The following is a 12,416-nucleotide window of genomic DNA, read 5'->3' on the forward strand; positions in this document are numbered from 1 at the left end:
GCCGCTTGAGAACAAAAAGCAGGCAGCCAGAGGCTCCCTGCAAAACGAACAAGTCACGCGGGAACCCGCTTACTTGTCCATTCTATCATTTATTGACCCAACGGGATGCTACTCGGCGGCCGCCAAGTTTGCGGCATTCTCCGTGTAGTTCACGGTTTGAGACAGGTGCTGCGCCATGGCGACATTGATGTAACCCTGCTCCAGCAAGTCGTGAATCGCCGCGCGCTCCGCCGCAAGCGCCAGCGTCCGCAGCCGGTTCATCTCATCCTCGTACTGCAGGGACTTGTGGGTCCCTTTGGCCTTGGCTTTAGCGGTCGCGATGCGATTGCGGTACTGAACAATCAGGGCGTAAATCACCTGCCGGTTAAACTGCCGGGCGCGGTGCTCGGGTTCCTTCAAGTAATTGCTGAGCGTCTTCAGCCCACCCTTGGCAATTTCTTTTTCGACCAACAACCGCTCCTCATTCACTGGTTGCCCCAGCCGGTCTGCCGCCACCTTATGCCACCAGTGCGGCACTGCCGCCTTAGCCCGATCCAAAAAGTCCGTCAGGTTCAGGTGGCCGTGGTTTTGCGCCATCGCGGCCAGGGAGCGCGCCCGCGTGTGCAGGCGGCGTTTAGTCTTTTGATACAGGCGGTCACTCACTTTGTCCGCCTCATACAAGGTTTCAAGCGCGGCCAGCTCCCCGGCCACGCCGACTGCGCGCAGATCGATCTCATCCTGGACAAACGGCGGCAAATCATCACTGTCGTCCTCCTGAAGGTCAAGCCGGCGCAGCAAGTGTTGGTACTCATCAATCAAATCAAGCGCCGGTTTTTGATTCTGTTCTCGCCGCTCACTTTCCAGCTTCCGCACCGCCGTTTGGTACAAGACCCGCTGAGCCTGAGCGTGGGTTAGTAGCCGCACATCATGCGGCGCGACGGCCGCTGCAGGGTCGCCATCTTCGGTTGCCGAGCCGCGCAGCTTCAGCGGCGCCCGGTTGTTAGTCATCAAAGGCAGGCCCACAGTCGCCACGATCATCGACAAGACAATGTACCCGGCCGCAATGAAGAGCATCAAGGAACGCTCCGGAAACGGTGCACCACTGGGCAGCATCACCGGAACGGCCAGCACCCCGACCAGAGAAATCGCCCCGCGCACCCCCGAGATTCCATTTAACAGCGCCAAATACGCGCTGGGATGAGCAGCGGTCGGCTTGTGCCAGGCACTCACCCACATGTAGCCATAGGTCCAGAGAACCCGAATGGCCAGCATGACCAGATAGACCAGCACCATATCCAGCAGCGCCTGCCAGGTCGAAACCGCCCGACTTTCAATCGTCGCGTGCATCGCGACTGGCAATTCCAACCCCAGCAAAATGAAAATCAGGCCGTTTAGGACATACACCACAATGTCCCAGGTTTTCTCCGTCACTATGCGCAACTCGGGCAAGGCGGAAACAAACCGGTTGCCCGAGGCGTTCGTCAACAGCCCAACCACCACCACGGCAATCACACCAGAGGCCCCGATGACTTCATCGACCAACAGGTAAATCAAAAACGGCGTGATCAGCTGGAGCACCGCATGCAGGATGGTATCGTTGATGCCCTGCTGAAGCAGCCACAACCGCACTAAGTTGATGATGCCCATGAGCAGCGCCCCGGCCAGCGCCCCCACCAGTGCGATATAGAGGAAGTCGCCGATGGCCTGAGTCCAAATGAAGGCACCAGTCATAACCGCCGCGATGCCATACTTGAAGCCAATCAGCCCACTGGCGTCATTGATCAGACTTTCGCCCGCGATCAGGTGCATCAGTCCCGCCGGTAAGTGGACCCGGCTGGCTAGCGACTGCACCGCCACCGGATCCGTGGGCGCCATGATCGCCGCCAGCGCGAAACTAGCCGCCAGCGGCATGGCCGGCACAAGCCAGTGCAGGAAAAAGCCGCCGAGAAAGGTGATCACAAAGACCAGAAAAATGGCGTTACCGACAATGGCCCCGCGCAGCTGCCACAGCTCCCGTTTGGGAAATCGCCGCCCATCGTTGTACAGCAGCGGCGCTGTGAACAACAGCATGAACCAGTCGGTCTGCATGTCGAGACTGAGCTTAAAAAATAGTGCTGCACCCAGGCCCAATGCTGCCTGAATGAGCGAAACCGGCACGGCCACCAGGTAATGACTGATCACATTTGAGAGAATCACCAACGAAATGAGCAACAAGACCGCTTCGACCAACTGCATGCTGCTCACCTCCTTCGTGTCGTTTTATAATGTCTGTTCAGTCCCCATGATACGGACCTCAGGCTCCAGCTGAACGCCGAATTTTGCCAACACATTCTTTTGCACGTAGCGGATCATCGCCATGTAGTCGGTCGCCGTCGCGTGGTTAATGTTCACAATGAACCCGGCGTGCTTCATCGAGATCTGCGCGCCGCCGATCTTATGGCCCTGCAAACCCGCCTGCTGAATCATCGGCCCCACGTAGTGCCCGACCGGCCGCTTAAACACTGAGCCGCAAGACGGGTACTCCAGCGGCTGCTTGCTGGCGCGGCGCGCGTTCAACTTATCCATGCGCGCACGAATGTCGGGCTTGGGCGCAGGCGTCATCTGAAAAGTGGCCTCCAGCACCACGTCCCCAGTGTCCTGCACCAGGCTGTGCCGGTAGCTGAACGCCATGGCCGCGTTGTCATAATGCTTCAATTCGCCAGCCTTGGTCAACACGGTGGCCGCCGTCAGAATATCCTTGATCTCCCCACCATAGGCGCCGGCGTTCATGTAAACGGCACCGCCGATGCTGCCAGGGATCCCGCATGCAAATTCGAAATCCGAAAGCCCCGCGCGATACGCCGCCTCAGTCGTGTCGATTAACCGCGCACCGGCTTGGGCAGTCACCTGATCGCCGGAAACCGTGATCTGATCCATCTGCGTGAGGATCAGGGTCAGCCCACGGATGCCGCCGTCACGCACGATCAGGTTTGAGGCGTTACCGATCACTGTGATCGGCAGGCCTTGGTCATCGGCGTACTGCACCAGCGCTGCCACTTCCTCAACCGTGCGCGGGAAGGCCAACTGGTCTGCCGGGCCCCCGGTGCGGGTAAACGTATATTTACTGAGTGGTTCATTTTTTAAAATCGTGATGCCATCGATTACGGCTGCAGTCATGATCTGCCTCCCAAGATTAAATTACGGTCTAATTTTAACATAGATGCCGGTTCGCCAGCGGTTTGAGGCGAGCTGGTTTTTCTTATATACTGGAGGCAATACGAACGGAGGCAGCACACGATGAAAATGATCTCATGGAACGTCAACGGCTTGCGGGCCGTCTTAAAGCATGATTTTATGACGACCTTTAACTCGCTGGACGCAGACTGGTTCTGCATCCAGGAAACCAAAATGCAGGCGGGTCAGGCGACGCTCGAGCTGCCAGGTTATCACCAGTACTTTAACTACGCCGAGCGCAAAGGCTATTCTGGCACCGCCATTTTTACCAGGCATGAACCAATTCACGTGACTTACGAAATCGGTGTGCCCGAATTCGACGATGAAGGCCGCGTCATCACGCTGGAATACCCGCAATTCTACCTGATCACGGTGTACACGCCCAACTCCGGCAGTGAGCTGAAGCGGCTCGCCTACCGGCAGGCCTGGGATAAGGCTTTTCTGACCTACACCCAGACCTTGGCCGAAAAAAAACCGCTGGTCTACTGCGGCGACCTCAACGTCGCGCATCATGAAATCGACCTCAAAAACCCCACTTCCAATCACCACAATGCAGGGTTCACCGATGAGGAGCGTGCGGACTTCACCACGCAGCTGGCCGCCGGGTTCACGGACTCGTTCCGCCACTTCTACCCCGACCAAACCGAGGCCTACTCATGGTGGAGCTACCGGTTCAATGCCCGTTCGCGCAACGCCGGCTGGCGCATTGATTATTTCGTGGGCAGCGACGGGTTCGTCCCGTTCATGAAGGACGCCAAGATTCACAACGAAATCATGGGCTCGGACCACTGCCCGGTTGAGCTGCAAACCACAGACCTAATAGGAGACTAAAATGGATTTTATTGCGATGGATTTTGAAACCGCGAACCGCCAGCGGGCCAGTGCCTGCTCGCTCGCGCTTGTCGTGGTGCGCAACGATCGGGTGGTCGACTCCTTCTACACGCTGATCGATCCGGAAGGCCCCTTTGAGCCGCAAAACGTCCGCATTCACGGCATCACCGCCGCCCAAGTCAAAGGCCAGCCCACCTTTCCAGCGGTCTGGCCGCACATCCAAAGCTTTTTCACCGCCGATCAGCTGGTGACGGCACACAACTCGCCGTTTGATGTTTCCGTTCTGCGGCGGACACTTGAGCGCTACGACCTCGCGGTGCCTCAGTACCAAGTGATCGACACCGCTCGCACGTCAAAAAAACTGATGCCCGACTTGCCCAACCATCGCTTGGATACGGTCAGCGCGGCGCTTCACATCCCGCTGGCCCACCACCACAACGCTTTGCAGGACAGCTACGCCTGCGCCCGGATCCTGATCGCCCAGGAACAGCGCTTTGGTCAGGCAGCGCTCGCGCCCATGCTGAAAATGACCGCATAACCGAAAACATCCCGTCAGGCTTTGACCTGGCGGGATGTTTTAGTGACCTTGCTCATTTTGTTGGCAGGGCCGCAAGCAGGGCCTGCGCCCGCGCGCCAACCGCTTCAAAAGTCAGCGTGCGCTTGTTATCGTCAACTTCATCCTTGAGAAAGTGAATCAGCAGATACGCATCAGGCATCGCTTCACCAAGATAATCAGGCCACTCGACCACCGAGACACCATCGCCTTCAAAGTATTCTTCTAGGCCCAAGTCGCCTGCCCCGCCGCCCTCAAGGCGGTATAAGTCCATGTGATAGAGCGGCAGGCGGCCATCTGGGTATTCGCGGATCAGCGTAAAGGTGGGACTTTTAATGTAATCGGTGATCCCCAGCCCGCGGGCCAGGCCCTTGGTGAAGCTGGTTTTCCCGGCACCCAGATCCCCGTCCAACAGCAGAATGTCCCCGGCCTGAAGCTTCGGCGCCACCGCCGCCGCAAACGCCTGCAGCGCGGTTTCGTCCTTGAATTCCATCTCTGTGCCTCCTTCAACGCAAAAGCGCCGGGCAATTGCACCGGCGCTTTTGTGACGGTCCAAACTGAGACCATTTTACCATAATCAGTCGATCAGGTTTTGGGCTGCCGTGATCAGCGCGACCTTGTAAACATCTTCCTCGTTGGCGCCGCGGGACAAATCGGAAACCGGTTTGTTCAAGCCCTGCAGGATTGGGCCGATGGCTTCGAAGTTGCCAAGCCGCTGGGCGATCTTGTAGCCGATGTTGCCGGACTGCAGGTCCGGGAAAATGAAGACATTGGCATTGCCTGCCACCTTGGACTCCGGGGCCTTCAGCTTCGCGACGGTCGGCACAAACGCGGCGTCAAACTGAAGCTCGCCATCAAGCGCCAGATCTGGGGCCAACTTCTGAGCCAAGGCCGTGGCTTCAACCACTTTGTCGACCTGCGGCGCCTTGGCGGAGCCTTTGGTGGAGAAGCTCAGCATCGCCACTTTGGGATCAATATCGAATAACTTGGCCGTTTTCGCCGACTCGACGGCGATCTCTGCCAGGGTCTGAGCGTCAGGATCGATGTTGATCGCGTTGTCCGCGAACAGGTAACGCTCGTCGCGCCCGCGCTGCATAATAAACGCGCCTGACGTCCGCGACACCCCTGGCCGGGTCTTGATGATCTGAAGCGCCGGGCGCACGGTATCAGCGGTTGAATGAACCGCACCGGAAACCATGCCGTCTGCTTTGCCCATGTACACCAGCATGGTGCCAAAGTAATTCGGGTCCTTGACCATGGCCTCGGCCTGTTCTTCAGTGGCCTTCCCGTTGCGGCGTTCAAAGAAGGCTTTTGCCATCTCTGGGAGCAGCGCATCGGTTTGCGGATCGCGGATGGTTAGCTTTGCCAAGTTGAAGCCTTTGTCCTTCGCCACTGCCTCGACTGCGCTTTGCTCACCAAGGACGATCGGCTGAATCAGCCCATCTGAAGCAAGCCGCACCGCCGCACCAAGAATGCGGGGGTCAGTGCCTTCAGGGAAAACAATGCTGTAGTTTTTGCCAGTGACTTTCTGCTCCAAGCTCTGAATTAAGTCCAAAATGATCCCTCCATTAATTGCTTTGTTAGCGCATACAATGTTCATGCTCTATCATAGCAATGATTCGCGCAAACCGCACTGAAAATTTACTGCGCCGGGAGCTCTGGCAGCTGCCAGTTGATGGGTGCTTCGCCCATTTTGGTCAGCAGGGCATTGGTGCGCGAAAACGGTCGGCTGCCAAAAAAACCGCGGTAAGCGGACAACGGGCTCGGGTGCGGCGACTCGACCACCGCGTTTTTACTGAGGTCGATCAGCTGCTTCTTGGCCCGCGCTGAGCTGCCCCACAGGATAAACACCACGCCCCCGCGGTCGGACAACGCCGCGATGGCCGCGTCGGTCAGCGTTTCCCAGCCTTGTCCCCGATGCGAATTAGCCTGGCCCGCCCGGACGGTCAGCACCGCGTTGAGCAGCAGCACCCCTTGCGTGGCCCAGCTTTTGAGGTAGCCGTGGCGCACCGGTGGGTACCCGAGATCATCCTGCAGCTCCTTATAAATATTCTGCAAAGACGGCGGCAGTGGGACCCCCGGGGCAACCGCAAAGCTGGCGCCCACCGCCTGATTGGGCCCATGGTAGGGGTCCTGCCCGAGTATGACCACCTTGACTTGATCAAACGGCGTCCATTCAAACGCCTGGAAGATGTGGTGCATCTCTGGGTAAATTGTCTGGGTCTGATACTCTTGCTTGAGAAACTGGTGCAACCGCGCGTACTCCGGCCCTTCAAACACCGGGGCAAGCACCGTCTGCCAGTCGTTGTGAATGAGTGTTTTCATTGCTAGCCTCCCCGTCTAGTGTACTCAAGCATCGCCCGCTTTGCATCCGCTTTTATGGTAGAATTGCGATGATTGGAGGTTTTGTCATGATCAAACTGATCGCATCCGACTTGGACGGCACCCTGCTCAACGCCGATTCCGAAGTGTCGCCAGCCAATGCCCAAGCCATTCGTGACGCCCAAGCAGCCGGTATCGAATTCATCGTGGCCACTGGCCGCAACTTGCCGCAGGCCCAGCCGCGGCTTTCACGTCACGGTCTCAAGCCTGCTTTTATCACGATCAATGGCGCCTTAGTGTACAACGAGGCCGGTCAGGTCAAGGTCCACATTCCGCTGGCCCATGACCTGCTGTTCTCCGTGCTCGACGAGATCGACCGCGCTGGGTTTTACTGCGAACTGGTGATTCCTGACGGCGTCGTTTCCAATTCCTACGCGCACCGCCTGGCGGACATGAAACGCGCACTGCGCCGCTATCATCCAGAGCTGAGCGACGACCAGCTGACTGCCCAAGCGGAAAAAAGGATCCAGTATCTCTTTACCAAGTACGTGGACGACTACCGGGAGTATGTCACCCCTGACACCGAGATTCTCAAGGTCGTGGTGTTTGCCGACGGCGGCCAGGCCGCGCTTGCGCCGCTCAAACAGCAACTTGAGGCCCAGGGCGAATTGGCAATTACGTCAAGCGGCGAGAATAACCTTGAAATCAATGCGAAAGATGCCCAAAAAGGCCCGGCTTTGGCCGCCTACGCTGCGCTGAAGAAAATCACCATGGATTCGGTGATGGCCATCGGGGATAATCTCAACGATGAATCGATGATCAGAATGGCCAAGTACGGTGTAGCCATGGCCAACGCGGTTCCCCAGATCAAACAGCTGGCGTGGCACGTCACTGCAACCAACGTTGAAGATGGGGTCGCCCAGGCCATTCACCACGCCATCGCCCTGAACCAACAGGAAAAAGGCGGCGAACGCAATGCTGTATTATATTGATGCCCAAGCACTGCACGAGTCAGGCGTGACCGTGGTCAAAGACGACCAGTCAAAACCCGCCTTCATTTTGAATGGTCGGCATGGCCTGGCAAACGATACCTTTAACCTGCACACGATTTCCGGCCAGGAATTGGGCGAGATCCGGCAGAAAACCATGGGGATGTCGCCGCGCTATGACCTGACCTTGAACGGTCAAAAAGCCGGCAGCGTGAAAAAAATGCTGGGCGTCTGGCACGAGTTTGTGTTTGTCACTGACCTCAACTGGCTGATTTTCGGCAACCTGCTGGCCAATGAATACCACATCTACCACGGGGTCAAAACGGTAACCACGATTGCGGCCGTGGGTGCGGCGACTTCCACCACTTTCAAGATCGACATTCTCGATCCCCGCAATGTTCACGCCGGACTGTTGGTGGCGGCCGTACTCGACCGGTGGCGCTTCGTGCACCTGACCAACCCGCTGACTCGTGGCAATTTGGCCTACACGACTGGAACCTGACCGCCGACCACACATTTTTAGTTTAAAAAAGAAGCAAGACACATCCCCCAGTCGCGTTCTATGAACAACGCCCAAGCGCCTCTGCACCGCGATTCTAAAAACGAATCGTGGCACAGAGGCGCTTGTACTTTGAGCTAAAACCGCTTGATGTCTCAGCCTTTTGGCTTAAATGGCTTTAGTCATGTGGTTATAGCGATGGGACCCAATCAACAGCTCTCGCGTCTTCTCGAACCCGCACTTGCGGTATAAGTGCTCGGCATGCGGGTTAGTCTGGTCAACATTCAGGGATAACAGCGTCACGCCTTGTTTTTTTAAAGGCGTCACAATGCCGTTCAATAAAGCCGTCCCGATACCATGGTGCTGGGCGGCTTCGGCAACGGCCAGCGTGTCGATGTACCACTCACCAGGGTCGGATTCGACATCTGGAAAAAGCTCATGATCGATTGGCAGACCAACGCTTGGAAGCAGCGGTTTAAAGGCGTCATCGATGTGTGCCTCCGCCTCATGCGGGTACCCAACCAGGATGCCATCAACGCCTTGGCTGCCGACGTGGACCGTGGTTTGCGGATAGCCATAGCGGTATTTTGGCAGCTTAAACGCCTGCTCAAACACCTTGTATAGCGCCGGTTTGGCCATCCGCATCAGCGCAGGAATTTCCATTTCTTCAAAGACAAGATCAATCAGCGGCACGACTTGCGCCGCGTCTTCGGGTTTACTTGGACGAATCATGATCGTTGCGGCTGCCTCTTTCCGACCGGCGTCGCCGCAACATCCCCTCCTTGACCGCCGATCAGTCACGCCGCCCATTATAGCAAACTTTGCGATTGCCCCCAACCGTCAGGATAGGTGACTATCATTCAAAAGTCTGACACACCGCGTGTCGCTACTACCAAAGTGATAAAAGCACCCTTGTTTGGCCAGTTCTAATTTAATTATAAGCATAAGTGCCAATTGCAACTGTTATTCTTAAACGCGCCGCTTGAGGCACCACGGGCTTTGGCAAAACAGGTCAAAGAGTTTTTAAATCCTGGTCAGTCTCTCTCTAACTCTCAGGAGCAGCGAATGAGTGCCATATTGAATAAAAGGAATAGAATCCTCAGCATTCTCTCTCATCCGCCACATCTGGTGAGCGCGTTCTGTCATCATACTGTATCTTGTGGCCTTGCCGCATCTTTGCTACGATATATCTAGTGCCGCGACGCAACAGTTAGCGACACGCGAATACAGTTGAAGGAGCGTAACCGGGTTGAAAGTAACGTTTAAAGACGTCACTTTGTCCTACGACGGAAAGAAAGATACCCTCAAGCATCTGAATTTTCAGATTCCTGACGGCACCCTTGTTTCCCTGTTAGGGCCAAGCGGCGGGGGCAAAACCACGACCCTTAACCTGATCTCCGGCTTACTACCGGCGACCTCTGGCCACATTTACTTTGGGGATGAAGACGTCACAAAAAAAGACGCCTTGGCACGCAAAGTCGGGATGGTCTTTCAGAACTACTCACTCTACCCGCACTTGACCGTTCGCGACAACATCGCGTTCCCACTCAAGATGCAGAAGGTCAAAAAGGCCGAACGGTACAAGCGAGCCGAAGAACTGGCGAAGCTCGTCCACGTGGATGACCAGCTTGACAAAAAGCCGGGCGGGCTCTCCGGGGGCCAGCAGCAGCGGGTCGCGATCGCGCGTGCGTTAGCTAAATCACCTTCGCTTCTGCTCCTTGATGAGCCGCTGTCGAACCTTGACGCGCGCCTGCGCATTGAGATGCGTCAGGAAATCCGCCGCATCCAGCAGGAAACTGGCGTCACGACCATTTTCGTGACCCACGATCAGGACGAGGCGCTGCACATTTCCGACAACATCATGGTCCTGGCGCAAGGCACGATTCAGCAGTTCTCGACGCCAACGGTGCTTTACGAGCGGCCAGCCAACCTGTTTGTGGCCAAGTTTATCGGTGAGCCCGTCATCAACACCCTGCCCGCCGACGCGCTGAAGGCCGATCTGGTCAGCAGCGTGCCGGCCAGCATCCTGGCCCAAGCCAAAACGGCCGGGATTCGCAGCGAGGCCATCGTCCCGTTTGATAACGGTCAGGAAATGGTGGCGAAGATCCACGCCGGGTTGAAGCAGGCCAGAAAGTACGGCCGGGAAGCTACCGCCAATCTGGCCTACAACGGCGAGACGCTGCTCTCCACCGAAATGGCTGGACTGCCGGCAAGCCAGACGGAAGGCGACTTTTTCCTCACCAAAGCGGGATTTTTCCTCTTTGACGAAAAAGGTGCGTTGATTTTTGGCGGTGATGCCCATGATGAATGAGAAGCCCACGCTGAAGTCGTCACTCAAGGCCTACCTTTACCTCCTGCCAATGCTGGTGATCTCCGTGACGTTCAGTATTTGGCCGATCATCTCATCGCTTCTGATGAGTTTCTATACCAAGTACAACTTCTACACGGATAAAGTGAGCAAGATGGGGTTCGACAACTTCATTTACCTTTGGAACGACCCAGACTTTCATCTGGCGGTGCGCAACACGCTGATCTTCGTGGCCGGAGTCGTGCCAATCACCGTGATTTTGTCATTGATCATCGCCCTGCTGCTGAATCAGATCAAGTGGCTGTCCGGCTTTTTCCGCACTGTTTACTTTCTCCCGTTCGTCACGTCGACCGTCGCCATCGCGATGGTCTGGAACTGGATCTACCATTCTGACTACGGACTCATGAATTACTTTCTGAGTCTGGTCGGGATCCATCCCATCAATTGGCTGACGGATCCCCACTGGTCCCTGCTGGCGCTGATCATCATGAGTATCTGGAAGGATCTCGGGTTCAACATCATCCTTTTCCTGGTGGGGCTGAACAACATCGATAAAGGCTACTATCAGGCGGCCGAAATCGATGGCGCCAACGCCTGGCAGCGCTTCTGGAACGTCACGATCCCGATGATTTCACCGATCACCTTCCTGGTCTCTGTCAACGGTGTGATCAGCTCGTTCAAGGTGTTTGACCAAATCTTCGCCTTGTTCCAGGGCACTCCAGGGCCTGGGAAAGCCGACCTGACCATCGTGTACTACCTGTACGAAAAATTCTACACCGAGTATAAGTACCCGATCGCGGCTGCCAGCGGCGTTGTGCTTTTTGTCTTGATTCTCCTGGTCACCTTCGTGCAGTTGTGGTACTCACGCAAGCACGTTCACTACTAAGGGGGCATCATCATGGCAAAAAAAATCAGTCGCGTTCTACTGTACTTGATTGTCGCCCTCGGGGCCTTGACGATGCTGATCCCCTTCCTGTGGATGATCTCTACCTCGCTGAAGTCCGGTCCGGAAACCATCAAGGTGCCGCCGGTGTGGATCCCTCAGGTGCTGCGCTGGCACAACTATGTCGAGGCGTTTCACGCCGCACCGTTCTTGCGCTACTTCGTTAACTCGGTGATCGTCACCGTGGTCACCACGGTGGGTCAGCTGCTGACCAGCATTCTTGCGGCGTTCGCCTTTGCGCGGCTTCGCTTCTGGGGCAAGAATTTCCTGTTCATGATTTTCCTTGGAACCATGATGATCCCCGGAGAGATGCTGATCATTCCCAATTTTGTCACCTTGTCGAAGATGAGTTTGGTCAACACGTACGGGGCGCTTATTCTTCCTTGGCTGGCCAGTTTCTTCACTGTCTTCACCCTGCGTCAGACGTTTCAGTCCACGCCTGACCAGATTTACTACGCCGCGAAAATGGACGGCGCTTCGGACTGGAAGTACCTCTGGACCGTCTTGGTCCCGATGAGTAAGTCGACGATCACCGCCGTGACCGTCCTTGAAGTCATCGGGTCCTGGAACTCCTTCATGTGGCCGTTGATCGTCACCAACAGCGAAAAAATGCGCACCCTGCCGGTTGGGCTGCAAGCCTTTACCACCGACGCGGGCACGCAATATCAGCTGCTGATGGCGGCCTCGACCTTCGTGATCATTCCAATGGTCATTGTTTACATGTTCTTGCAGAAATACATCATTGCTGGAATCTCAAAAGCTGGATTGAAAGGATAGTT

The 12,416-nt window shown here is 56.3% G+C and carries 13 protein-coding genes; 7 read left to right on the top strand and 6 right to left on the bottom strand.

Annotated features, from left to right (window positions below):
- Positions 1-108: 108 nt before the first annotated feature.
- Both JUE30_RS00795 and murB read right to left on the bottom strand, forming a co-directional pair.
- Positions 109-2,214 (bottom strand): sodium:proton antiporter, encoded by a 2,106-nt coding sequence (locus tag JUE30_RS00795; RefSeq protein ID WP_203623201.1) that lies wholly within the window; start codon positions 2,212-2,214, stop codon positions 109-111.
- A 24-nt stretch (positions 2,215-2,238) separates the two neighbouring features.
- The gene (murB, locus tag JUE30_RS00800) at positions 2,239-3,135 is read right to left on the bottom strand and encodes a UDP-N-acetylmuramate dehydrogenase (protein WP_203623202.1); all 897 of its coding nucleotides are present in this window, start codon (positions 3,133-3,135) and stop codon (positions 2,239-2,241) included.
- A gap of 120 nt (positions 3,136-3,255) precedes the next feature.
- Here murB and JUE30_RS00805 point away from each other — a divergent pair, with 120 nt between their 5' ends.
- Together JUE30_RS00805 and JUE30_RS00810 are read left to right on the top strand one after the other, a co-directional pair.
- Positions 3,256-4,023, top strand: a complete 768-nt coding sequence (locus JUE30_RS00805; protein WP_203623203.1) for an exodeoxyribonuclease III — start codon at positions 3,256-3,258, stop codon at positions 4,021-4,023.
- Between the two features lies 1 nt (position 4,024).
- Positions 4,025-4,561 carry a 3'-5' exonuclease gene (locus JUE30_RS00810; RefSeq protein ID WP_203623204.1) on the top strand — a complete coding sequence of 179 codons (537 nt, stop codon included), beginning with the start codon at positions 4,025-4,027 and terminating at the stop codon, positions 4,559-4,561.
- Positions 4,562-4,613: 52 nt separating this feature from the next.
- On the opposite strand, the gene tsaE is transcribed toward JUE30_RS00810, so the two are convergent.
- From tsaE to JUE30_RS00825, 3 genes are all read right to left on the bottom strand, one after another.
- Positions 4,614-5,069, bottom strand: a complete 456-nt coding sequence (tsaE, locus tag JUE30_RS00815; RefSeq protein ID WP_203623205.1) for a tRNA (adenosine(37)-N6)-threonylcarbamoyltransferase complex ATPase subunit type 1 TsaE — start codon at positions 5,067-5,069, stop codon at positions 4,614-4,616.
- An 84-nt stretch (positions 5,070-5,153) separates the two neighbouring features.
- Complete coding sequence (gene pta, locus JUE30_RS00820; protein WP_203623206.1) at positions 5,154-6,131, bottom strand: phosphate acetyltransferase; 978 nt, start codon at positions 6,129-6,131, stop codon at positions 5,154-5,156.
- Between the two features lie 86 nt (positions 6,132-6,217).
- A complete protein-coding gene (locus JUE30_RS00825) occupies positions 6,218-6,901 on the bottom strand; it encodes a uracil-DNA glycosylase (protein ID WP_125758205.1) in 684 nt (227 codons plus the stop codon).
- 86 nt (positions 6,902-6,987) lie between these two features.
- Between JUE30_RS00825 and JUE30_RS00830 the strand changes: the two genes are divergently transcribed.
- Positions 6,988-7,890, top strand: a complete 903-nt coding sequence (locus tag JUE30_RS00830) for a Cof-type HAD-IIB family hydrolase (RefSeq protein ID WP_203623207.1) — start codon at positions 6,988-6,990, stop codon at positions 7,888-7,890.
- Positions 7,874-8,389 (top strand): LURP-one-related/scramblase family protein, encoded by a 516-nt coding sequence (locus JUE30_RS00835; protein WP_125758209.1) that lies wholly within the window; start codon positions 7,874-7,876, stop codon positions 8,387-8,389. The genes JUE30_RS00830 and JUE30_RS00835 overlap by 17 nt, the downstream gene beginning before the upstream one ends.
- A gap of 165 nt (positions 8,390-8,554) precedes the next feature.
- Here the strand turns inward: JUE30_RS00835 and JUE30_RS00840 are convergent, their stop codons facing one another.
- A complete protein-coding gene (locus JUE30_RS00840; protein WP_203623264.1) occupies positions 8,555-9,121 on the bottom strand; it encodes a GNAT family N-acetyltransferase in 567 nt (188 codons plus the stop codon).
- 514 nt (positions 9,122-9,635) lie between these two features.
- Between JUE30_RS00840 and JUE30_RS00845 the strand changes: the two genes are divergently transcribed.
- Genes JUE30_RS00845 through JUE30_RS00855 form a run of 3 tightly spaced genes read left to right on the top strand, consistent with a single transcriptional unit; the run spans position 9,636 to position 12,414 of the window.
- A complete protein-coding gene (locus tag JUE30_RS00845; RefSeq protein WP_203623208.1) occupies positions 9,636-10,697 on the top strand; it encodes an ABC transporter ATP-binding protein in 1,062 nt (353 codons plus the stop codon).
- Entirely contained in the window at positions 10,687-11,580 is an 894-nt protein-coding gene (locus tag JUE30_RS00850; RefSeq protein ID WP_203623209.1) for a carbohydrate ABC transporter permease, read from the top strand. Before JUE30_RS00845 ends, JUE30_RS00850 begins: the two co-directional genes overlap by 11 nt.
- 12 nt (positions 11,581-11,592) lie before the next feature.
- Positions 11,593-12,414 carry a carbohydrate ABC transporter permease gene (locus tag JUE30_RS00855; RefSeq protein WP_125758215.1) on the top strand — a complete coding sequence of 274 codons (822 nt, stop codon included), beginning with the start codon at positions 11,593-11,595 and terminating at the stop codon, positions 12,412-12,414.
- The last annotated feature ends 2 nt before the right edge of the window (positions 12,415-12,416 follow it).

The sequence above is a fragment of the Lacticaseibacillus sp. 866-1 genome, from assembly GCF_016861825.1.
In the GTDB taxonomy this organism is placed as follows: domain Bacteria; phylum Bacillota; class Bacilli; order Lactobacillales; family Lactobacillaceae; genus Lacticaseibacillus.